This window comes from Bacteroides sp. 2201st1_D9_2201SCRN_220225, from assembly GCF_040928965.1.
Taxonomy (GTDB): domain Bacteria; phylum Bacteroidota; class Bacteroidia; order Bacteroidales; family Bacteroidaceae; genus Bacteroides; species Bacteroides stercoris.
This window is the reverse complement of the sequence record NZ_JBCODG010000053.1, coordinates 1468-23828: the sequence shown is the minus strand read 5'-3', so window position 1 is coordinate 23828 and position 22361 is coordinate 1468. Positions and strand designations below refer to the sequence as shown.

General features: G+C 44.6%; 21 protein-coding genes. 16 read left to right on the top strand and 5 right to left on the bottom strand.

From position 1 onward, the window contains the following. Nucleotides 1-381, top strand: coding sequence for a GtrA family protein (locus AB5903_RS15840; RefSeq protein WP_016662598.1), 381 nt, complete (start codon nucleotides 1-3; stop codon nucleotides 379-381). An 83-nt stretch (nucleotides 382-464) separates the two neighbouring features. Here AB5903_RS15840 and AB5903_RS15835 read toward each other — a convergent pair whose 3' ends face one another. The 3 genes from AB5903_RS15835 to AB5903_RS15825 form a co-directional block, all read right to left on the bottom strand. Continuing rightward, nucleotides 465-1349, bottom strand: coding sequence for a carbon-nitrogen hydrolase (locus AB5903_RS15835; RefSeq protein WP_272709892.1), 885 nt, complete (start codon nucleotides 1347-1349; stop codon nucleotides 465-467). 69 nt (nucleotides 1350-1418) lie between these two features. Continuing rightward, nucleotides 1419-2534, bottom strand: coding sequence for an agmatine deiminase family protein (locus AB5903_RS15830; RefSeq protein WP_272709891.1), 1116 nt, complete (start codon nucleotides 2532-2534; stop codon nucleotides 1419-1421). 191 nt (nucleotides 2535-2725) lie between these two features. Further along, nucleotides 2726-3265: a ferredoxin domain-containing protein gene (locus AB5903_RS15825; RefSeq protein ID WP_005654205.1), complete on the bottom strand. Its 540-nt coding sequence runs from the start codon at nucleotides 3263-3265 to the stop codon at nucleotides 2726-2728. 104 nt (nucleotides 3266-3369) lie between these two features. On the opposite strand from AB5903_RS15825, the gene AB5903_RS15820 reads away from it, so the two are divergent. The 9 genes from AB5903_RS15820 to bla all read left to right on the top strand — a co-directional run bounded on the left by AB5903_RS15820 (nucleotide 3370) and on the right by bla (nucleotide 13896). Further along, nucleotides 3370-3990: an ATP-binding cassette domain-containing protein gene (locus AB5903_RS15820; RefSeq protein WP_117904633.1), complete on the top strand. Its 621-nt coding sequence runs from the start codon at nucleotides 3370-3372 to the stop codon at nucleotides 3988-3990. A 22-nt stretch (nucleotides 3991-4012) separates the two neighbouring features. After that, on the top strand, nucleotides 4013-4291 hold the full coding sequence (locus AB5903_RS15815) for a hypothetical protein (RefSeq protein ID WP_117667402.1): 279 nt from the start codon (nucleotides 4013-4015) through the stop codon (nucleotides 4289-4291). Nucleotides 4292-4303: 12 nt separating this feature from the next. Next, nucleotides 4304-5110, top strand: coding sequence for an ABC transporter permease (locus tag AB5903_RS15810; RefSeq protein ID WP_195658621.1), 807 nt, complete (start codon nucleotides 4304-4306; stop codon nucleotides 5108-5110). Between the two features lie 44 nt (nucleotides 5111-5154). Further along, nucleotides 5155-6249 carry a Nif3-like dinuclear metal center hexameric protein gene (locus tag AB5903_RS15805; RefSeq protein WP_117907702.1) on the top strand — a complete coding sequence of 365 codons (1095 nt, stop codon included), beginning with the start codon at nucleotides 5155-5157 and terminating at the stop codon, nucleotides 6247-6249. Nucleotides 6250-6254: 5 nt separating this feature from the next. Then, nucleotides 6255-7085 carry a zinc ribbon domain-containing protein gene (locus AB5903_RS15800; RefSeq protein ID WP_005654214.1) on the top strand — a complete coding sequence of 277 codons (831 nt, stop codon included), beginning with the start codon at nucleotides 6255-6257 and terminating at the stop codon, nucleotides 7083-7085. A gap of 79 nt (nucleotides 7086-7164) precedes the next feature. After that, a complete protein-coding gene (locus AB5903_RS15795; RefSeq protein WP_016662603.1) occupies nucleotides 7165-8604 on the top strand; it encodes an efflux transporter outer membrane subunit in 1440 nt (479 codons plus the stop codon). Between the two features lie 79 nt (nucleotides 8605-8683). Further along, the gene (locus AB5903_RS15790; protein ID WP_016662604.1) at nucleotides 8684-9781 is read left to right on the top strand and encodes an efflux RND transporter periplasmic adaptor subunit; all 1098 of its coding nucleotides are present in this window, start codon (nucleotides 8684-8686) and stop codon (nucleotides 9779-9781) included. Nucleotides 9782-9819: 38 nt separating this feature from the next. Then, a complete protein-coding gene (locus AB5903_RS15785; protein WP_272709890.1) occupies nucleotides 9820-12939 on the top strand; it encodes an efflux RND transporter permease subunit in 3120 nt (1039 codons plus the stop codon). 72 nt (nucleotides 12940-13011) lie between these two features. Continuing rightward, on the top strand, nucleotides 13012-13896 hold the full coding sequence (bla, locus tag AB5903_RS15780) for a class A beta-lactamase, subclass A2 (RefSeq protein WP_195658620.1): 885 nt from the start codon (nucleotides 13012-13014) through the stop codon (nucleotides 13894-13896). 179 nt (nucleotides 13897-14075) lie between these two features. Here bla and AB5903_RS15775 read toward each other — a convergent pair whose 3' ends face one another. Then, nucleotides 14076-14525 (bottom strand): type I restriction enzyme HsdR N-terminal domain-containing protein, encoded by a 450-nt coding sequence (locus AB5903_RS15775; RefSeq protein ID WP_005654222.1) that lies wholly within the window; start codon nucleotides 14523-14525, stop codon nucleotides 14076-14078. Nucleotides 14526-14621: 96 nt separating this feature from the next. Between AB5903_RS15775 and AB5903_RS15770 the strand changes: the two genes are divergently transcribed. From AB5903_RS15770 to AB5903_RS15750, 5 genes are all read left to right on the top strand, one after another. Further along, complete coding sequence (locus AB5903_RS15770) at nucleotides 14622-15398, top strand: AMP nucleosidase (RefSeq protein ID WP_005654223.1); 777 nt, start codon at nucleotides 14622-14624, stop codon at nucleotides 15396-15398. A gap of 11 nt (nucleotides 15399-15409) precedes the next feature. Beyond that, entirely contained in the window at nucleotides 15410-16429 is a 1020-nt protein-coding gene (holA, locus tag AB5903_RS15765; RefSeq protein WP_005654224.1) for a DNA polymerase III subunit delta, read from the top strand. Between the two features lie 882 nt (nucleotides 16430-17311). Continuing rightward, nucleotides 17312-17770, top strand: coding sequence for a helix-turn-helix domain-containing protein (locus tag AB5903_RS15760; protein WP_005654226.1), 459 nt, complete (start codon nucleotides 17312-17314; stop codon nucleotides 17768-17770). Between the two features lie 72 nt (nucleotides 17771-17842). Then, nucleotides 17843-18619, top strand: a complete 777-nt coding sequence (locus AB5903_RS15755) for a dihydroorotate dehydrogenase electron transfer subunit (RefSeq protein ID WP_117859365.1) — start codon at nucleotides 17843-17845, stop codon at nucleotides 18617-18619. Then, nucleotides 18607-19518, top strand: coding sequence for a dihydroorotate dehydrogenase (locus tag AB5903_RS15750; protein WP_005654228.1), 912 nt, complete (start codon nucleotides 18607-18609; stop codon nucleotides 19516-19518). The genes AB5903_RS15755 and AB5903_RS15750 overlap by 13 nt, the downstream gene beginning before the upstream one ends. 92 nt (nucleotides 19519-19610) lie before the next feature. On the opposite strand, the gene trmD is transcribed toward AB5903_RS15750, so the two are convergent. Next, entirely contained in the window at nucleotides 19611-20288 is a 678-nt protein-coding gene (gene trmD / locus AB5903_RS15745; RefSeq protein WP_016662592.1) for a tRNA (guanosine(37)-N1)-methyltransferase TrmD, read from the bottom strand. 98 nt (nucleotides 20289-20386) lie between these two features. Between trmD and ligA the strand changes: the two genes are divergently transcribed. Next, nucleotides 20387-22361, top strand: a 1975-nt coding sequence (gene ligA / locus AB5903_RS15740; RefSeq protein WP_368118010.1) for an NAD-dependent DNA ligase LigA, incomplete at its 3' end; no start/stop codon positions are given.

Genomic DNA, 22361 nt, shown 5'->3' with positions numbered 1-22361 from the left:
GTGAAAGAGTCCACACGTATTTGCCGTTTTGCAGTAATCGGTACATTAAACGCCTTGATAACAGCAATCACCATCTGGGTAATGATGGATGAGTTGGACATTAATTACATGCTCTCCAATGTCACTGCATATATACTGGCACAGACTCATAACTTTATCTGGTGCAAGTATTGGGTATTCCCAACAGAAAAGAAGAGCAACACTTGGCGGCAAGTGTTGCTCTTTTCCATAGCTTTCGGAATGGCTTATTGTGCGCAATTCCTTTTCCTTATCGGCTTGGTAGAGGGATTGAACTGTAATGAATACCTCGCCCAGTTCTTAGGATTATTTGTATATGGCGGAGTCAACTTCCTGATGAACAAAAAAGTTACATTTAAATAGAAGCGCTCTTTTCTTCGGAACTTGCCTGATTTTTATTCAGCATGCTTTTGAGAATTCTTTTCTTATAGAATTCAAACAAACCCTCAGTCTAAAAAACGTTTTGTCAATCCCTCATAGGCGTCAATTCTGCGATCGCGCAGGAATGGCCACCAACGGCGGACATTCTCCGAACGTTCCAAATCCACTTCCACTATAATATTTTCCGGCTGCTCATTGCCTGCCTGTGCCAAAAACTCACCTTGCGGTCCAACTACAAAACTGTTCCCCCAAAATTGGATGCCATTTGTTTGCATAGAGGGATCTGGCTCATGTCCCACACGATTCACCGAAATAACCGGGAGCCCGTTTGCTACGGCATGTCCGCGTTGCGAGATTATCCATGCGTTGAGTTGGCGGACTTTCTCATCATCAGTATCGCTGCTTTCCCAACCGATGGCGGTAGGATAAATCAATAATTCAGCTCCTTTCAGCGCCATGAGACGTGCTGCTTCGGGATACCACTGGTCCCAACAAACCAAAACGCCCAATTTTCCCAAAGACGTTTGGATAGGTTCGAAGCCCAAATCTCCGGGAGTGAAATAAAACTTCTCATAATAGGCCGGATCATCAGGGATGTGCATCTTGCGGTATTTCCCGGCAATGCTACCGTCACGCTCAAACACAACGGCCGTATTATGATACAGTCCCGGAGCACGCTTTTCGAACAATGAAGTTACCAATACTATGTTGTTGGCAGCCGCCAACTCCGAATAGAAACCGGTCGATGGTCCGGGAATAGGTTCTGCCAAATCAAACAGTTGTGTATTCTCCGTCTGGCAAAAATAGAGTGAGTTATGCAACTCCTGCAACACCACTAATTGTGCACCATGAACTGCACACGATTCGATACTCTTGGCCAGATTCATCAGATTAATGCGCATATCCGCCACATTGGCCTGCTGAATAATACCGACTTTTATTTTTCTCATAATCTATATTTCTTTTAAATGTTTTTTATAAATATCCCACAAAAAACGAAATTGATAACTTTCATACCTTTATCTGATTACTCCTATCGGATATTGCATCGTGACACAATGCAGCGAGCCATGTTGTTTTATCAAAGCACGGCAGTCTACACCTACAATTTCATGCTTGGGAAAAGCCATTTGCAACACCTCTTTGGCATGCATATCATTCTCCGGCTGGTTATATGTGGGATATAACACTGCATCATTCATTATCAAGAAGTTGGCATACGTAGCCGGCAGCCTTTCGCCCTCCGCTTCTATCTTATCGGCCATCGGCAATGCCAACAGTCTATAAGGTTCTCCGGCAAGTGTCCGGAACGTTTTAAGCTGTTCTTCCATTCGGTGCAGCTCCTCATAATGCTCGTCATTCACGTCCCTGCACTGCACATAGGCAATCGTATCCGGCGAACAAAAACGGGCAAGCGTATCTATATGACTGTCCGTATCATCTCCGGCCAGATAACCGTAATCCAGCCAAAGTACCCGTTCAAGATGGAATGTAGACCGAAGATACTCCTCAATCTCCACCTTATTCAACTGGCCGTTACGGTTAGGCGACAACAGGCATTCTGAAGTGGTAAGCAATGTTCCCATGCCGTCACTCTCAATGGAGCCGCCTTCCAGCACAAAGCCCAAACGGTTTATATACCGGCTTTTTAAGATTTCGGCTTCAACAGCCCGACGTGTAATTTGATTATCTTTATCCGAAGCAAACTTCAGTCCCCAGCCATTAAAAGTAAAATCAAGCAGAGACGGACCGTCCGTATCTACCATAGTGACAGCTCCATGGTCGCGTGCCCAGGTATCATTCGTTTCACATTTCAGGAAGCGAACATTATCCATATCCACTGTCGCGGAAATTTGCTTTCTTACCTCTTCAGGTTCCGGAGTTACAATCAACAGCAACTCCCGCTTGGCTATCTCGGAAGCAATGGCAATAAAACATTGCTGCACTTCTTCAAGCATATAGGCCCAATCCGTATCCGCATGAGGCCATGTAAGCTGTACGCCACTCTGCAATGCCCACTCCGCCGGCAGGTGAGGAGCGCGCGTTTCCACTTGAAAGGTCATGTTCTTACCGAAACGCACCTGACAGTCCTTTTCGGCAGCTCCGCCCAATGGAATTCCAACAAAATATCCCATATCAATTCTAAGTTATTTAATTCGTCAAGTAAGATAATGAAGCCTGAATACCGATGCTCCCTAATCTTAATTTATGCAAAGTTCTATTCTGCATTTCTAAAGTGCCACTTTAGAGTTCTGAAGTTCAACTCTACGCCGCTAAAGTTCAACTTTACGTTTCCCGTTCTCAACTTCAGGTTCGGCAATGCATTTTATTTCTTTTCTTCCTTAGGCTTCCTGTCAAAGAACGGGTTCTTGGAAGAGGCACTGACCGGAATGGCGAATACAGTCTTGCAATCTTTCAGCCAGTTCATTCGCTGTGCGGCCAGTCCGGCAGAGAACATTACCCGGGTATCTACCCGCATGTCGGCAGCCGTGGCACAAGCGGAGCCGACGGCAATCCCCACATCAACCGTATTCAAGGCACATGGCACACCCTCCGTACGCCCGGCACAAGTAGGAAAGCCACAATGACCGCAGTTCAATCCCTGCGCCTGCTCGCGCGTACCTATTATAACGACACATTCTGCCTGCAGGACATTTGCCGCATCACGCAGAAAGAACTTCATACCCAGTTCTTCTGCCATAGCATTCATTTTTTCTGAAAGCTTTTTCAGGTCTTCTCCTGTAACCAGTGCTGCTTCTATTACATCTACGCCTTTCCCTTTAGGAGCTGTGCGTGCGGCAGTCATCATTTGCCTTGCCACGCCCAGCACATGTTCATGACGGCAATCCCGTTCGTTCTGTATCATACTTTTTCTCCCGAATTAATTAGTGATACAAAGATAAAAGTATAAAGTTATGTATGCAAATCTTTTTTCCTTACCTTTGCAACTAACGACTAAAGAATTTATTTATGCTACAAATAGAGGATGCCAGTATTGCATACGGTAATGATGTGCTATTCTCCAACTTCAACCTGCAATTGAAGAGGGGAGAGATTGCCAGCATTTCCGGCTCGTCGGGGTGTGGAAAAACATCTCTTCTCAATGCCATACTGGGATTTACTCCATTAAAAGAAGGACGTATTACGGTCAATGACATCGTATCGGATAAAAACAGCATAGACCTTATTCGCAAACAAATAGCCTGGATTCCACAAGAATTGGTACTACCGTTAGAATGGGTAAAAGACATGATACAACTGCCTTTCAGCCTGAAAGCCAACCGAGCCACACCGTTCTCCGAAAGGCAATTATTCAATTGCTTTGAAGAATTAGGATTGGAAAGAGAGCTATATTATAAACGTGTAAATGAGATATCCGGCGGCCAACGCCAACGTATGATGATAGCTGTAGCTTCCATGACCAACAAGCCGTTAATCATTGTGGACGAGCCAACTTCGGCACTTGATTCAGGCTCTACGGAAAGAGTTCTTGCCTTTTTACGGCATCAAACCCGAAAGGGAACCGCCGTACTGGCGGTATCGCACGACATGGGTTTCGCCAAAGGATGCGACAGACATATAATAATGTAATAAACCTGATAAAAATAAAGCCATGAGTTTTGCCGGATTTGTTTTTGATATGATACGCCGTGATAAGGAGAACCGCAATTTACGCCTTCTTCGCCGGGAACGTCTCAACGAGCGTTTGGATAAAATGCACAAAGGGTGCGGCATGCCCCACAACACAACCGCAGAAGATATGGAGAAAATAACCAGACTTACCCGGCAAAAGGAATGTTCCGAACAGAAACATACCGTACGCATGATGCTGATTGTTATGGGAGTTTGCATTATTATTGCATCTGTATTGGTTTTCATATTTACCCGCTAATTCAAAGTATTCATGGGAACTATCGACATATCATACCTCAGCCTGGGTATCGGACTGCTCTTGCTGTCAATCCCATTATTCTATATATGGAAATTCAAGACCGGCCTGCTACGTGCAACCCTTATCGGTACGGCACGCATGATTGTGCAGCTTTTCTTCATCGGCATTTATCTGAAATACCTTTTTCTTTGGAATAATCCGTGGATTAATTTCCTGTGGGTAATCGTCATGATACTCGTAGCTTCGCAAACGGCACTGGCGCGCACACAACTGAAGCGCAAGATACTGCTGATACCTATATCCGTAGGTTTCCTATGTAGCGTAATATGCGTGGGGATGTATTTTATAGGAATCGTGTTGCGTCTTGAAAATGTATTCAGCGCTCAATACTTCATCCCTATTTTCGGCATACTGATGGGAAACATGCTATCCAGCAATGTTATAGCCCTGAATACCTATTATAGCGGATTGAAACGCGAGCAACAGCTTTACCGCTATCTGCTTGGCAACGGGGCTACCCGTACAGAAGCGCAGGCGCCGTTTATCCGTCAGGCTATTATCAAGGCATTCAGTCCGCTCATCGCCAATATCTCCGTCATGGGCTTGGTGGCGTTTCCCGGAACAATGATCGGACAGATATTAGGGGGAAGCAGTCCGAATGTCGCCATCAAATATCAGATGATGATTATGGTTATCACATTTACGGCATCTATGCTTTCGCTGATGATAACCATTTCACTGGCTTCGCGTAAGTCTTTCGACGCTTATGGAAAGCTACGACAGGTCATGGTAGAAAAAAAAGGTAAAAGTAAGCCGTAATTCGCTACTTTTTCATATCTTTGCAACCAAATTTTCTACTGATAATGAAAATTAAGGAGATAGTAAGCGCCCTTGAACGGTTCGCGCCTCTGCCATTGCAGGACGGATTTGATAATGCCGGCCTGCAAATCGGATTGACAGATGCGGAAGCAACAGGGGCTTTGTTGTGTCTTGACGTTACTGAAGCCGTACTGGATGAAGCGATTGCGTTAGGATATAATCTTGTGATATCGCATCATCCGCTTATTTTTAAGGGTTATAAATCCATTACGGGAAAAGATTACGTGGAGCGTTGTATCTTGAAAGCTATCAAGAACGACATTGTTATCTATTCCGCCCACACTAATCTGGATAATGCGCCGGAAGGAGTGAATTTCAAGATTGCCGAAAAAATCGGATTGAAGAATGTACGTGTACTGGAAGCTAAGGAAAACGCTTTGCTGAAATTGGTTACATTTGTTCCCGTAACCCGGGCGGAAGAAGTACGCACAGCATTGGCATCTGCCGGATGCGGATGTATCGGCAATTATGATTCGTGCAGCTACAATGTGGAAGGCGAGGGGATGTTCCGTGCTCTTGAAAGCGCCAATCCTTATTGCGGAAAAATCGGCGAGCTGCATGTGGAAAAGGAGACGCGCATCGAAACCATTCTGCCGACTTACCGGAAAGCAGAAGTTATCAAAGCGTTACTTGCCGCACATCCGTACGAAGAACCTGCATTTGATTTATATCCGTTGCAGAACTCCTGGCAACAAGCCGGAGCAGGCGTTATCGGCGAATTGGAAACTCCGGAAACCGAGTTGGAGTTCCTAAAGCGTATCAAGAAAACCTTTGAAGTGGGTTGTCTGAAGCACAACAGGCTCACCGGGCGGGAGATACAGACCGTTGCCTTGTGTGGCGGTGCAGGAGCTTTTCTCATGCCGCTTGCCATACGTAACCGTGCGGACGTTTTCATCACGGGTGAAATAAAGTATCACGATTATTTCGGCCATGACACGGATATTCTGCTGGCAGAGATAGGGCATTATGAAAGCGAACAATATACAAAAGAAATATTTTATACAATAATCCGGGATTTATTTCCTAATGTTGAAGTACAACAAAGCAAGATAAATACAAATCCCATAAAATACATGTAATTAAAATGGCTAAAGAAGCAAAAAAAGATCCCCAGGAATTGACAGTGGAACAGAAATTGAAAGCCTTGTTCCAGCTACAGACCATGTTGTCTAAAATTGATGAAATCAAGACGTTGAGAGGCGAGCTTCCTTTGGAAGTGCAAGACTTGGAAGATGAAATTGCCGGTCTGAGCACCCGCATCGAAAGAATCCAGTCGGAAGTTGCCGATTTGAAATCTGCTATCGCAACGAAGAAAGTGGAAATCGAAACCGCAAAGGCTTCTGTAGCCAAATATAAAGAGCAGCAGGAAAATGTACGCAACAACCGCGAGTATGACTTCCTGAGCAAAGAAATCGAGTTCCAAACCTTGGAAATCGAACTCTGCGAAAAGAGAATCAAAGAGTTCTCTGCCGATGAAGAAGTCAAGTCTCAGGAAGCCGCAGACAGCACCGCTGCCTTGGAAGAAAGACAAAAAGACCTTGAAGTAAAGAAGAATGAGCTGGACGAAATCATCTCCGAAACCAAACAGGAAGAAGAAAAGCTGAGAGACAAAGCCAAAGAGCTCGAGACTAAAATAGAGCCGCGTCTGCTTCAATCCTTCAAGCGTATCCGCAAGAACTCACGCAACGGTCTGGGTATCGTTTACGTACAGCGCGATGCTTGCGGCGGCTGTTTCAACAAGATCCCGCCCCAAAGACAACTGGACATCCGTTCACGTAAGAAAATCATCGTTTGCGAGTACTGCGGACGTATCATGATTGACCCGGAACTGGCAGGTATTGCTCCGGAAGTGAAAGAGGAACCGGTAAAGGAAAAGACAACAAGGAGCAGAAAGAAAGCAGCAGACGCTGAATAAATTCCGCAAGAATCGCGATAAACAAATAAAGGTTTAGGTTGTTATCAATCCCATAAAATAACAACTTAAACCTTTTTTTATGACTCTAAAAGCTTGGAGCAGTACATTGCTCATTCTATGTTTCTCTTTTGCGGCATGGGCGCAAAAAGGCAATAGCTACTTGGAAAAGCCGCTTCCGCAAGGCTGGGGAACCGGCACTGCCCATACCATTTCCGGAGACGATAATCTGTTCGGCAGCCAAATACAGCCGGTAGACGATAAATGGTGGAAAGCCTTTGGCGATCCGATGCTCGATTCGCTGATAGCAACGGCATCCGCCGGGAATTTTTCGGTGCTTTCAGCCATAGACCGCATGGATATGGCTAAAGCCAATTGGCGGATAGAGCGGGGGAGTTTCTTCCCTTCCGTTTCCCTGAATGGCGGATGGGCACGCCAACAAAGCAGCGGCAATGTAAGTGAAGCACCGCAATCCAGAACCGGGGCATACAGCGCCTCGCTCAATGCAAGCTGGGAACTGGATATATTCGGCAGTATCCGGCAACGGGTAAAAGCGCAACGTGAAAATTTTGCCGCCAGCAAGGAAGAATATACCTCTGTCATGATATCGCTATGCGCGCAGGTAGCATCGGCCTACATCGGGCTGCGTGAATTACAGCAGGAATTAAATGTGGTCATCCGCAATTGCAATACGCAAGCCGCAGTGCTTGAGATTACCCAAGTGCGCTACAAGACCGGATTGGTTTCCAAACTGGATGTGTCTCAAGCCAAGTCTGTATATTACAGTACCAAAGCGTCTGTTCCCCAACTGGAGGCAGGTATCAATCAATATATCACCACTTTGGCCATTCTGCTCGGAACTTATCCCCAAGACCTTCGTCCCACATTGGAGCAGAACGGCAAACTTCCCGACTATATGGAACCTGTAGGCATCGGTATTCCTGCCGACTTGCTGCTCCGTCGTCCGGATATCCGGCAGGCCGAACGGCAAATCAACGCACAGGCAGCCCTGCTCGGTGCTTCTAAAAGCGATTGGCTGCCACAGGTTTTCCTAAAAGGTTCCGTAGGATATTCTTCCCATGACCTGAAAGATTTCACCAAACGGAACAGTATGACGTTTGAAATAGCACCAAGCCTCAGTTGGACACTCTTCAACGGTACAAAACTGGTTAATGCCACCCGGCTGGCACGTGCGCAATTGGATGAGTCTATCCATCAGTTTAACCAAACCGTGCTCACAGCCGTACAGGAAACAGACAATGCCATGAACGGCTACCGCAATTCCATCAAGCAGATTGTAGCCCTGCGCGAAGTATGCAATCAGGGAGAGGAGACGTTGAAGCTGTCATTAGATCTCTATAAGCAGGGGCTAACCCCTTTTCAAAATGTCCTGGATGCCCTTCGTTCATTGCTGGCTTATCAAAACCAACTGACGCAAGCACAAGGAAACTCACTGCAGGAGCTCATCTCTCTCTATAAAGCATTAGGGGGAGGGTACGGAAACATCATTTCAGGATTATGATTTTAGGTACATCAGCCGCAAATCATAAATAAACATATATAATATATACATACTCAACTGAATTTAAACTGAACCATATATGAAAAATCAAATGTACATCGCCCTGCTTGCCCTACCTTTGTTGGCAGGATGCGGGAATAAAAAAGAAACGTCGCATGCAATGCCCGTACCGGAAATCAGTGTAGCCCGCCCAAGTGTGCAAGACATTACGCTTACCAAAAACTATCCCGGCTATCTGACTTCTGAAAAAACAGTGGATTTAGTGGGCAGGGTCAGCGGAACGTTGCAGACCATAGCCTATGCACCCGGCAGCCGGGTACGCCAGGGGCAGGTACTCTTCCAGATTGAGCCTACTGTTTATCAGGATAATGTGAGGCAAGCGGAAGCTGCTTTGAATACGGCACGTGCCAATCTTGAATATGCACAGAGTAATTATGCGCGTATGCAGGAAGCAGCAAAAACAGATGCCGTCAGCCAGATACAGGTATTGCAATCCAAGTCGGATGTAGCTACTTCGCTGGCAGCGGTAAGCAATGCCGAAGCTGCATTAAATACGGCACGGACCAATTTGAGTTACTGTACGGTACGTGCCCCGTTCAACGGAACAATCAGCCGCAACCTTGCAGATGCAGGAAGTTATATAAACGGCAGCGTACAACCTGTAACTTTGGCCACTGTCTATAAAGACGATCATCTGTACTCTTATTTTAATGTAGCCGACAATCAATGGCTTGCCATGTTATTGCAGCAAGGAGACAGCATTCCCAAACAGGTTAACGTCAGCCTGGGGAAAGACGGCATACTGAATTACCCGGCACAGTTGGATTATCTGTCGCCCAATGTAGACTTGAACACCGGGACGCTGAATATCCGTGCCCGACTGGATAATCCCAAAGGAATCTTGAAGAGCGGGCTTTATGTCAGCATCACGCTGCCTTACGGAAAACAGAAAAACGCAATCCTGATACCCGATGCTTCTATCGGCACAGACCAGTTGGGCAAATACGTGTACGTAGTCAACGACTCGGACATCGTACACTACCGTCACATCGAAACAGGACAACTGATAGGTGACAGTCTGCGCCAGATAAAACAAGGACTTTCCCCGCAGGAGCGGTATGTGACGAAAGCCCTGATGAAAGTCAGAAACGGCATGCGGATAAATCCCGTTCAATAATCCACACTGTATATATAACCATTCAAAACCAAAGAATCATGTTTTCAAAATTCTTCATAGACCGTCCCATATTTGCAACCGTACTGGCACTGCTCATCGTCGTAGCGGGACTGGTCACACTGGGTATTCTGCCCATTGCGCAATATCCGGACATAACACCTCCTACGGTGCAGGTGAGCGCCGTTTATCCCGGAGCCAATGCACAGACGGTAGCTCAAACCGTCGGTATTCCTATCGAACAGCAGGTCAACGGAGTGGACGGAATGCTTTATATGTCGTCCAACTCATCCTCATCGGGGGCGTATTCGCTCACTGTCACTTTTGCAGTAGGCACAGATATCGACATGGCCACCGTACAGGTACAGAACCGCGTCAGCGTAGCACAGTCATCGCTGCCTGCTCCCGTAGTAGTGCAGGGGGTTACGGTGCAGAAGCAGTCCAGCAATATCGTTATGTTCCTGACCATGAAGTCCGACAACAAAGATTACGACGGTCTTTACCTCAGCAACTATGCCAAACTGAACCTCGTAGACCAACTGACCCGCGTGCCCGGTGTGGGTGCAGTCAACGTAATGGGGGCAGGGGACTATTCCATGCGTATCTGGCTCGACCCTGCCGCCATGCGCATCCGCAATCTCTCACCGGCTGATGTGTATCAAGCCATTCAGACGCAGAATGTAGAGGTCAGTGCCGGCAACGTAGGACAACCCATCGGAAATGAGAACAAGAATGCCTATCAATACAGCCTGACTGTAAAGGGGCGGCTCACTTCACCCGAAGAGTTCGGTAACATTATCCTCCGTACGGAAAGCGGCGGGCGGATTCTCCGTCTGCGTGACGTAGCCCATATAGACCTGGGATCGGCATCTTACAGCGTTGTTTCCCAACTGGACGGAAAGCCTACGGCTGCCATCGCCATCTACCAGCAACCGGGCAGTAATTCACTGGATGTATCGACGGGCGTCAAAGCGAAGATGCAGGAATTATCGCAGAATTTTCCGGCAGGTGTACAATATAATGTAACGCTCGATACAACAGACGTTATCCATGCATCCATCGATGAAGTAATGGTAACTTTCTTTGAAACAACGCTATTGGTAGTGCTTGTAATCTTCCTTTTTCTGCAGAATTGGCGGGCTGTCATCATTCCTTGTATCACAATTCCCGTTTCACTGATCGGTACGTTGGCAATCATGTCATTATTCGGTTTCTCTATCAATACTTTAACGTTGTTCGGGCTGATATTGGCGGTTGCCATCGTGGTGGACGACGCCATTGTGGTCGTGGAAAACTCCACACGTCTGTTGGATACGGGACGGTACACCGCCCGGCAAGCCGTAACCGAAGCAATGGGAGAGATTACAGGCCCCATTGTGGGAGTAGTGCTGGTGTTGCTTGCCGTATTTATCCCTACCATGCTTGTCAGCGGGATTTCGGGACAATTGTACAAGCAGTTTGCCTTGACCATTGCTGCCAGTACCGTGCTAAGCGGCATCAACTCACTGACGCTGACGCCCGCACTCTGCGCATTGATGCTCCAGCCCACCAAACCCTCGAAATTCCCTCTGTATAAAGGCTTCAACCGTCTGTATGACAAGACACAAGGAATGTATGACAAAACAGTGGGCTATCTGCTGCAAAGACCTTTTGCCGCAGTGATTTCATACGCTGCATTTACGATAATCGCTGTGTTGCTGTTCGTTAAGTGGCCCTCTACTTTCATACCGGAAGAAGACGACGGATATTTCCTCGCTGTTGTGCAACTTCCACCTGCATCGAGCCTGGAGCGCACGCAAGAGGTGGGGAAACAAATAAACGCTCTGCTCGACACCTATCCCGAAGTAAAGGATTACATCGGCATATCCGGCTTTTCCGTTATGGGTGGCGGAGAGCAGAGTAATGCCGCTACCTACTTCGTAGTCCTGAAAAACTGGGATGAGCGTAAGGGGAAAAAACACACGGCAGCGGCCATTGTCGATCGTTTCAACATGGAAGCCTATGGCATTCAGGAAGCTGAGGTCTTTGCAATGGTTCCGCCTGCCATTCCGGGGCTGGGCGCTACCGGCGGACTGCAACTGCAATTGGAAGACCGTAACAATCTCGGCGCCACCGAAATGCAGCGTGCCGTGGAAACTTTAATGGAAAATTACCGCAATTATCCGGCTTTGGCATCCGTCAGCAGCCAGTATCAGGCCAATGTCCCCCAATATTTCCTGAATATAGACCGCGACAAAGTGCAATTGATGGGCATACAGTTGAACAGTGTTTTCACGGCTTTAGGGTATTATATGGGAGAAGCCTACATTAATGATTATGTACAGTTCGGACGTATATATCAGGTGAAGCTGGGTGCTGGCGACCGTGCCCAACGTATTATCGACGACGTCCTCAAGTTAGGCGTACCCAATGCTTCGGGAGAAATGGTTCCTTTCTCTTCCTTCACACAGATAGACGAGCAACTGGGTATGGACCAAATCAACCGGTATAATATGTACTCTACCGCATCCGTCACCTGCAATGCAGCCCCGGGAAGCAGTTCCGGAGAAGCCATCAAGCAAGCGGAAAACTTGATAAAGACCCAACTCGGCAATGAATTCGGCTATGAATGGACTTCCGTTGCCTACCAGGAAACGCAGGCAGGAACCACCACTACCGTAGTCTTTATCATGGCGTTGTTAGTGGCCTTCCTTGTACTTGCCGCACAGTATGAAAGCTGGACAAGTCCGGTGGCAGCAGTAATGGGAATTCCGGTGGCATTACTCGGCGCAATGCTGGGTTGCTATGTGATGGGAACTCCGGTCAGCATCTATACGCAAATCGGTATAATCCTGTTAGTGGCGCTATCCGCCAAAAACGGTATCCTGATTGTGGAGTTTGCACGCGACTTCCGTGCACAGGGCAACAGTATCCGTGACGCCGCGTTCCAGGCAGGACATATCCGGCTTCGTCCCATTCTGATGACCTCATTGGCGTTTGTATTGGGAGTTATGCCGCTTCTGTTCGCCACAGGGGCGGGAGCGGGAAGCCGCGTCGCCCTTGGAGCGGCAGTAGTATTCGGTATGGCGCTGAATACATTGCTGGCAACGGTCTATATTCCCAACTTCTATGAGCTGATGCAAAAGCTGCAGGAAAAATTCGGAAAGAATAAGGGCAAATAAGGAAATGCAGTTTTTCTCTTTAAATTAATTTCATACATTTGTTGACTCGAACAAATGTATGAAATTAATAATATGAAGCTTAGATATACTTTGATAGGCGTGTTGTGTTTCAGCATAAACATCGTTCTACAAGCACAACAGCAGGCATTGGAAGGCAAAATTGCCGGTTTCCTTAAAGGGAAGAAAGCCACGGTCGGCGTAGCCGTACTGACAGACAAAGACGAAACCATACTACACAACAACGAGGTGCACTATCCGCTTCTGAGTGTATTCAAATTCCATGTAGCCCTGGCCGTATTGGATAAAATGAACAGAGAGGAAATCCCATTGAAACATATTGTTCATGTAAAAGCTTCCCAATTACAGCCAAATACCTACAGTCCGCTGCGGCAAAAGCATTCCAGTCAAGATCTGGATATATCATTGGGAGAGCTTTTACAATACAGCATCTCGCTAAGCGATAACAATGCCTGCGACATCCTCATAGAATATGCCGGTGGAATAGGGCATATTCATCAGTACATCAGGAAATTGGGCATCAATGATTTCAATTTGTCCGAAACGGAAGATTCCATGCACCGGAATCCCCAAAAGGCATACTCCAATTGGAGCACCCCTTCTGAAATGGTACGGTTACTGAAAATGGCCGATGAGAAAAATTTATTCGCCCCCGTGTACCGGGATTTCCTTTGGAAAACTATGACAGAAACAGCCACAGGAAGCAACAAACTAAAAGGCTTATTGCCTTCCAATACGGTTGTGGGGCATAAAACCGGTTCTTCCGATCGTAATTTGAAAGGCGTGAAGATGGCAGATAATGATGCCGGAGTAGTAATCATGCCCGGTGGCAAGAAGTATTATATCGCTGTCTTCGTAACGGACTCAAGTGAAACGGACGAAGAGAATGCCGCTATCATCGCACACATTTCCCGGATGGTATACGACGAAATGAAGTAGGAAAGAGTGGGGGAAGTGCATCTTTTTTGCTATCGTGTTTACATGGTTGCCGTTCTTTTCAATCCCCTCAGGAAGGTGTTCTGAAAGGGAATGTAATGAGTTAGGGAGTGAAAGACAATGAATCAGGGAGTGAAAGGCATTCACTCCCTGATTCATTACGGTTCATTCAGCCGGTAAAATCAGAGGCTTGCGTAGTCTGGAATATCTTGTAAAAAAGTATAACTGTTCTGTTCGTAATCCATACGGCAGCAATAATGCCGGATACCGTTACTTACTATCAGATAGTCCACTTTCAACACCATGTTGTAACGGGTAATCTGGTCGAAGACCTTCTGAGTGATTTCCACCTCGGGAGCCTTATATTCCACAATCATGCGTGCCGTAAGGTCACGCCTGTAAAGAACTGTATCGCAGCGCTTTTTAGTACCGTTCAACTGCACCTGCACCTCGTTTGCCATCAGTGCCTGCGGATAGCCCTTATGCGTCATGAGAAAATGTACGAAATGCTGCCGCACCCATTCTTCCGGGGTCAAGGCAACATATCGGCGGCGGATAACATCGAAAATACTTCTTTTTCCATCCCTTGTAATAATCTTGGCTTCAAACGCCGGCAGGTTCAGTGAGAACATTCTATTTTAATTTCTTGTTTTTACTTTTTTATTGTATTTTTGTGAGTTAAATAATCGTTCCCTAACGGTTTTACGGAACAAATTTAATGAAATCTTATGAAAACAAAAGAAGAAATCGTAGCTAATTGGCTGCCCCGTTACACAAAACGTAACCTGGAGGATTTTGAAGAGTATATTCTGTTGACCAACTTCAACAAGTATGTCGAAATTTTTGCCGAAAAATTCAATGTTCCCATACTAGGCAGGGACGCTAATATGATTTCGGCCAGTGCGGAAGGAATAACGATCGTAAACTTCGGAATGGGAAGCCCCAATGCCGCCATCATCATGGACTTATTAAGTGCCATTCAGCCCAAAGCATGCCTGTTTTTGGGCAAGTGTGGAGGCATCGACAAGAAAAACAGGATAGGGGATCTTATCCTTCCAATCGCCGCCATCCGCGGTGAGGGTACTTCAAACGACTACTTCCCGCCGGAAGTTCCTTCACTGCCGGCTTTTATGCTGCAACGTGCCGTTTCTTCCGCCATTCGCGACCATGCCCGCGATTACTGGACCGGTACTGTATATACCACCAACCGCCGTATTTGGGAACACGATGAGGACTTTAAGGAGTATCTCAAAAAAACCCGTGCCATGGCAGTCGATATGGAAACGGCAACCTTGTTCAGTTGCGGCTTTGCCAATCATATCCCCACCGGAGCTTTGTTGCTGGTGTCCGACCAACCGATGATTCCGGAAGGCGTCAAAACCGATAAAAGCGATAACATAGTAACCCAAAACTATGTAAAGGAACATGTTGAAATCGGCATTGCATCTCTGCGCATGATTATTGATGCGAAGAAAACCGTAAAACATCTGAAATTCGACTGGTAAAACCAAGAAATATGGCCAAGCAAGAAATTACGTGCGATGATATCTTAAGGGAACTGAAAGCCGGGCAATATCGTCCCATCTATTACCTGATGGGCGAAGAACCGTATTACATCGACCTCATCTCGGATTATATAACGGACAACGTACTGAATGAAACCGAAAAAGAATTCAACCTCACCGTTGTATATGGCGCAGATGTGGACGTGGCTGCAATTATCAATGCAGCCAAACGCTATCCCATGATGTCCGAGCACCAAGTGGTAGTAGTGAAGGAAGCACAGAACATACGCAATATAGAAGAGCTTTCCTACTACCTTCAAAAACCCTTGCTATCTACAATATTGGTAATATGCCACAAACATGGCGTATTGGATAAAAGGAAAAAACTCGCAGCTGAAATAGAGAAGTCGGGCATACTGTTTGAGTCCAGGAAAGTGAAAGAATCCCAACTGCCGGTATTCATCACATCCTATATGAAACGTAAAGGAATAGACCTTGAACCGAAAGCCACTTCCATGCTTGCCGACTTCGTAGGGACAGACCTCAGCCGCCTTACCGGAGAACTGGAAAAACTGATTATTACACTTCCAAAAGGTCAGACACGTGTCACCCCCGAACAGATAGAACGCAACATAGGAATCAGCAAGGATTATAATAACTTTGAACTCCGCAGCGCCATCGTGGAAAAGGATGTTCTAAAGGCTAACAGAATAATAAAATATTTTGAAGAAAATCCAAAAACCAATCCGATTCAAATGACTTTATCTTTACTTTTCGGATTCTTTTCCAATCTGATGCTGGCCTATTATGCCCCCGAAAAATCGGAGCAAGGCATCGCAGCATTCTTAGGTCTGAAGAGCCCGTGGCAGTCCCGCGAATATCTAAATGCCATGAGGATGTACAATGGAATAAAAACCATGCAGATCATCGGAGAGATACGATATACAGATGCCAAGTCTAAAGGAGTAGGAAACCCTTCCTTAAACGATAGCGACCTTTTACGGGAATTGGTCTTTAAAATCCTGCATTGATTTTCTCATTCCATATCTTTTTAATAAAAGAAGAAAATACGAAAATGATTCATTTATGTGTCATTTTATCATATTTAGGGGGATTTTCCCCCTTTTTTTCTATTTTCATGATTTATCCGGCAATTAAATACACACATAATATACTATAATACAGTATAATACATTCAAAATAAGCCTCTGAGAATCGTTTCTTTTCAATCATTCGGGTATTTATATTGAAATAAAGCAAAGAATTTATTGTTGACCTTCATAAGACTGATAACATAGAGTCGCTTCCCAATTTTGTCACCAATTTTCTTTTAGAATCGAGTATTACTTTACCAGGATTTATAAACCGGATAGAGGAATAGTTGTACTATACAACTATGAAGCATTACCAATGTAATACACAGTATTCACAAACGTATATATTACAAAGCTAAACATATTACATGTATACATAATAGATGATTAACACTTTTGTAAATAGGGGTGTTTACGTCTATTATATACATTATTACATCTTTATCCCGTGAGCAGTTAACAACATATTAATCATAGTGTATATCATTATAAATCTGATATATATAACTATTTATTAGACTTTTAAATTATAAATATAAGAAATAGACGTCAAAACATTTGTAATCTCTGTAATACTTCTATTATAATATAATATATTAAACTGTAAATCAGCATAATAATGTATTTTATTAAAGCTAATATTAGAGATGTTTTTCATGAAAAATAACCTCTTTACAAATATAAGCTTGACATAAGTAAATTTGCCGAGTATGATTGTAAATTTTAAAATATTACACTCGTAATTTGCTTTTGTAAATCCTATTATTTACTTTTGTAATCGGATTTAAAGACTTATACAATTGTAATAATATCTACGCCATGAGTATAAAGGATAGATTTAAGATGATAATGGACAGGGAGCAGTTAACTGCTGGAGCATTTGCCGAAAGTATAGAAGTAGCTCAAGCCACTATTTCCCATATATTAGCCTCCCGTAATAATCCAAGTACAGAAGTTATTCTGAAACTTCACAAGCGGTATAATGACATCAACCTTGAATGGCTGCTAACAGGAAAAGGAAACATGAGCAATAATTCTCCATCCGTTGAAAACAACGGATTCGACTATCCTTTATTTGCTGACAATCCGGAAAATCCGTCCAACGAGCCAAGCACTCCGGAAAATCGCAAGGAAATCGCGTTAGAAGCTCCAGTAAATACGCCTAAAGAGATTGTAAAACAAGAGATTATCTATAAAGAAAGACCGCCTAAAAAAATAACAGAAATAAGAATTTTCTTTGATGATAATACTTATGAAACATTCAAACCGGAAAATTAAGAGGCAACTACGGCTATTTGCACAAATTCCCGTATCTTTGCAGTCAAAAGATAATCCTTCTTTATAGATAATATGAAAAAATATATTTTAGATCTGACAGTGACCGAGAACGTCCGACTGCATGCCAATTATGCGCTGCTGAAATTGACTTCCCCGTCCCTGCTCCCGGAAATGCTTCCGGGACAATTTGCCGAAATTCGCGTAGACGGTTCACCCACTACTTTCCTGCGACGCCCTATCTCTATTAATTATGTAGACAAACAACGGAATGAGGTGTGGTTTCTAATCCAACTTGTAGGAGATGGAACCAAGCGATTAGGAGCGGCAAAACAAGGAGATATAATCAATGTGGTACTTCCATTAGGAAACAGCTTCACAATGCCTGAAAAGCCCTCGGATAAGCTCTTATTAGTAGGTGGCGGCGTAGGTACAGCACCGATGTTGTATTTAGGCGAGCAATTGGCGAAAAACGGAAGCAAACCCACTTTCTTATTAGGTGCCAGAAGCGATAAAGACTTGTTGCAATTAGAAGATTTTGCTGCCTATGGAGATGTATATACCACCACGGAAGACGGCAGTCATGGCGAAAAAGGACATGTCACCCAACATTCTATATTGAGCAAGATGAACTTCGAACAAATATATACCTGCGGTCCTAAACCAATGATGATGGCTGTAGCCAAATATGCCAAAAGTAAAGGCACTAATTGTGAAGTGTCTTTAGAAAACATGATGGCATGCGGCATAGGCGCTTGCTTATGTTGTGTGGAAAATACCACAGAAGGTCATTTATGCGTATGTAAAGAAGGTCCGGTTTTTAATATAAACAAACTATTATGGCAGATTTAAGTGTAAACATTGGTGAATTGCAAATGAAAAATCCGGTGATGACAGCATCCGGAACTTTTGGATATGGTGAAGAATTCGCCGATTTCATCGATATATCGCGAATAGGTGGTATAATTGTAAAGGGAACTACTCTTCACAAACGTGAAGGTAATCCGTATCCGCGTATGGCAGAGACTCCATCAGGTATGTTAAACGCTGTGGGACTGCAAAATAAGGGTGTACATTACTTTGTTGAACATATCTATCCGCGTATCAAGGATATAAAAACCAATATGATTGTGAATGTTTCAGGCTCTGCTATCGAAGATTATATGGAAACGGCTGCAATCATTAATGAACTTGTAAATATTCCTGCCATAGAATTAAACATATCCTGCCCTAATGTAAAGCAAGGTGGAATGGCATTTGGCGTCACAGCCAAAGGAGCGGAGGAAGTGGTAAAAGCCGTACGCTCAGTTTACAAAAAGACACTTATCGTAAAACTGTCACCCAATGTTACAGACATCACAGAAATAGCACGTGCTGCTGAAAATGGCGGTGCAGACAGCGTATCACTCATCAATACCTTGTTAGGAATGGCTGTAGATGCAGAACGCAGACGTCCCATCCTTTCCACGGTAACAGGCGGCATGTCCGGAGCGGCAGTGAAACCTATTGCACTCCGTATGGTATGGCAGGTTGCTAAGGCAGTAAAAATACCGGTCATAGGTTTAGGGGGCATCATGAACTGGAAAGATGCTGTGGAATTTATGCTCGCAGGTGCCTCTGCCATTCAAATCGGTACTGCAAACTTTATTGATCCGGCAATCACCGTGAAGGTTGCAGAAGGTATTGATGACTATCTGAACAGACACGGATATAAGTCAGTTAAAGAAATAATCGGTGCACTTGAGGTATGACGAATAACAAAGCATAGCCATTCGCAAACTATTTTCATAAAAAAGGACATTCAAACTGAATGCCCTTTTTATTTTTATTTACATCTTACAGATTACTCACCTAACAAATCCGGACGTAATTTCCGAGTTCTTTCCAATGACTGTTGCAGCTCCCATTCCTTAATTTTAGCCTCATGACCGGATAGTAAAATTTCCGGAACTTTCCATCCTTTGTAATCAGCCGGGCGCGTATAAACGGGAGCAGCTAACAGATTATCCTGAAAAGAATCGGAAAGGGCCGATTGCTCGTCAGAGATAACTCCGGGAATAATACGTACAATAGCATCAGCCATAACGGCCGCCGCCAGTTCGCCACCAGTCAATACATAGTCTCCGATACTGATTTCCTTCGTTATGAGATGTTCGCGGATACGGTAATCAATTCCCTTAAAATGCCCGCAAAGAATTATAAGATTTTTAGCGAGAGACAGCGTATTAGCCATAGGCTGGTTAAACTGTTCACCGTCCGGAGTCGTGAAAATGACCTCATCATACTCCCGTTCGGCTTTCAAAGCATTGATGCAGCGCTCTATAGGTTCTATCTTCATAACCATTCCGGCAAAACCACCAAAAGGATAATCATCCACCCGACGGTATTTATCTTCAGTATAATCACGAAGGTTATGAATATGTATTTCTGCAAGCCCTTTATTTTGAGCACGTTTCATTATAGAGCAATTGAAGAAGCCTTCAATCATTTCCGGCAGAACAGTAATGATATCAATACGCATATATTTTATTTTTTCCGCAAAAATAGTGTAAGTTAAGAGTAAAAGCAAAAAATATTCGGGAGAAACCCGTATTTTTGTGTCCAAACTCCAAAATCGTTATGACAGTAAAAGAAAAGATAGACCAGCTACGCGCCGACTTACATCGGCACAACTACAATTATTATGTATTGAACGCTCCCGAAATATCAGACAAAGAGTTCGATGACAGGATGCGCGAATTACAAGAGCTTGAAAAGGAACATCCCGAATACCAGGACGACAATTCGCCTACCATGCGCGTAGGAAGCGATTTGAATAAAAACTTCACACAGGTAGCCCATAAATATCCCATGCTCTCATTGGGAAACACCTATTCGGAAAGTGAAGTGACAGACTTTTACGACCGGGTGAAGAAGGCTCTGAACGAAGACTTTGAAATATGCTGTGAATTGAAATACGACGGCACATCCATTTCACTGACCTACGAAAACGGCAAATTGGTACGTGCCGTGACCCGTGGTGACGGTGAAAAAGGTGATGATGTAACGGACAATGTAAAAACGATCCGCACGATACCATTAGTGCTCCACGGCAGCTATCCTGAGTCGTTTGAAATCAGAGGAGAAATATTAATGCCCTGGGAAGTGTTTGAAGAACTGAACCGGGAAAAAGAAGCGCGTGAAGAACCGCTTTTCGCCAATCCGCGCAATGCAGCTTCCGGTACTTTAAAGTTGCAAAATTCCGCTATTGTAGCCTCACGCAAGCTTGATGCCTATTTGTATTATCTGTTAGGAGAAGAATTGCCCTGTGACGGACATTATGAAAATTTACAAGCAGCAGCCGGCTGGGGATTTAAAACCTCGGAACACATGAAAAAGGCTCATAGCCTGGAAGAAGTATTTGAATATATCAGATATTGGGACACCGAACGAAAGAACTTGCCGGTAGCAACAGACGGTATTGTTTTAAAAGTCAACAGTATGCGCCAGCAGAAAAACCTCGGTTTTACCGCAAAATCTCCCCGATGGGCTATAGCATATAAGTTTCAGGCAGAACGCGCCTTGACTCGTTTAAACAAGGTCACTTATCAAGTAGGACGCACCGGAGCCGTAACTCCTGTTGCCAATTTAGATCCGGTACAACTGTCCGGCACTATCGTGAAGAGGGCTTCTCTGCACAATGCCGATATTATTGAAGGGCTGGATTTACATATCGGAGACATGGTTTATGTAGAGAAAGGTGGAGAAATCATTCCTAAAATTACGGGAGTAGACAAAGACGCCCGCAGCATGCTTATCGGTGAAAAAGTGAAATTTATCACTCACTGTCCCGAATGTGGCAGTAAACTGATACGATACGAAGGGGAAGCAGCCCATTATTGTCCTAACGAAACATCCTGCCCACCTCAAATTAAAGGTAAGATAGAGCATTTCATTAGCCGTAAGGCAATGAATATAGATGGCTTAGGCCCGGAAACCGTAGATATGTTCTACCGTTTGGGACTAATCAAGAATACGGCAGATTTATATCAGCTCACAGCAGATGATATTAAGAACCTGGACCGTATGGGTGAAAAATCAGCGGAGAATATCATCAAAGGAATCGAAGCGAGCAAAGAGGTTCCATTTGAAAGAGTGCTCTTCGCTTTAGGCATCCGTTTTGTAGGCGAAACTGTAGCCAAGAAAATAGCCAAGTCTTTTAATGACATAGACGAGCTGGAAAATGCCAACCTCAAAAAACTGATAAACATCGATGAAATCGGGGAAAAAATAGCACAAAGCATTCTGACGTATTTCGCAAATCCATTGAACCGCGAGTTGATAGAACGTTTGAAATCCACCGGATTACAGCTCTATCGCAGAGAAGAAGATTTAAGCGGATATACGGATAAGTTGGCAGGACAATCCATTGTCATAAGCGGTGTTTTCACACATCATTCACGAGATGAATACAAAGAGCTGATAGAAAAAAACGGTGGAAAAAAAGTAAGCAGTATCTCTGCCAAAACCAGCTTTATTCTGGCGGGCGAGAATATGGGACCCGCCAAATTGGAAAAAGCTCATAAATTAGGGATAAAGCTCATGAGCGAAGATG

Coding starts and splice junctions, on each gene's coding strand:
- AB5903_RS15830 (WP_272709891.1), bottom strand. CDS start 2,534: ATGGGATATTTTGTTGGAATTCCATTGGGCGGAGCTGCCGAAAAGGAC.
- AB5903_RS15800 (WP_005654214.1), top strand. CDS start 6,255: ATGGCTAAAGAAGCAAAAAAAGATCCCCAGGAATTGACAGTGGAACAG.
- AB5903_RS15815 (WP_117667402.1), top strand. CDS start 4,013: ATGAGTTTTGCCGGATTTGTTTTTGATATGATACGCCGTGATAAGGAG.
- AB5903_RS15750 (WP_005654228.1), top strand. CDS start 18,607: ATGGCAGATTTAAGTGTAAACATTGGTGAATTGCAAATGAAAAATCCG.
- AB5903_RS15825 (WP_005654205.1), bottom strand. CDS start 3,265: ATGATACAGAACGAACGGGATTGCCGTCATGAACATGTGCTGGGCGTG.
- AB5903_RS15760 (WP_005654226.1), top strand. CDS start 17,312: ATGAGTATAAAGGATAGATTTAAGATGATAATGGACAGGGAGCAGTTA.
- AB5903_RS15755 (WP_117859365.1), top strand. CDS start 17,843: ATGAAAAAATATATTTTAGATCTGACAGTGACCGAGAACGTCCGACTG.
- holA (WP_005654224.1), top strand. CDS start 15,410: ATGGCCAAGCAAGAAATTACGTGCGATGATATCTTAAGGGAACTGAAA.
- AB5903_RS15810 (WP_195658621.1), top strand. CDS start 4,304: ATGGGAACTATCGACATATCATACCTCAGCCTGGGTATCGGACTGCTC.
- AB5903_RS15775 (WP_005654222.1), bottom strand. CDS start 14,525: ATGTTCTCACTGAACCTGCCGGCGTTTGAAGCCAAGATTATTACAAGG.
- bla (WP_195658620.1), top strand. CDS start 13,012: ATGAAGCTTAGATATACTTTGATAGGCGTGTTGTGTTTCAGCATAAAC.
- AB5903_RS15790 (WP_016662604.1), top strand. CDS start 8,684: ATGAAAAATCAAATGTACATCGCCCTGCTTGCCCTACCTTTGTTGGCA.
- trmD (WP_016662592.1), bottom strand. CDS start 20,288: ATGCGTATTGATATCATTACTGTTCTGCCGGAAATGATTGAAGGCTTC.
- AB5903_RS15770 (WP_005654223.1), top strand. CDS start 14,622: ATGAAAACAAAAGAAGAAATCGTAGCTAATTGGCTGCCCCGTTACACA.
- AB5903_RS15805 (WP_117907702.1), top strand. CDS start 5,155: ATGAAAATTAAGGAGATAGTAAGCGCCCTTGAACGGTTCGCGCCTCTG.
- AB5903_RS15835 (WP_272709892.1), bottom strand. CDS start 1,349: ATGAGAAAAATAAAAGTCGGTATTATTCAGCAGGCCAATGTGGCGGAT.
- AB5903_RS15820 (WP_117904633.1), top strand. CDS start 3,370: ATGCTACAAATAGAGGATGCCAGTATTGCATACGGTAATGATGTGCTA.
- AB5903_RS15785 (WP_272709890.1), top strand. CDS start 9,820: ATGTTTTCAAAATTCTTCATAGACCGTCCCATATTTGCAACCGTACTG.
- AB5903_RS15795 (WP_016662603.1), top strand. CDS start 7,165: ATGACTCTAAAAGCTTGGAGCAGTACATTGCTCATTCTATGTTTCTCT.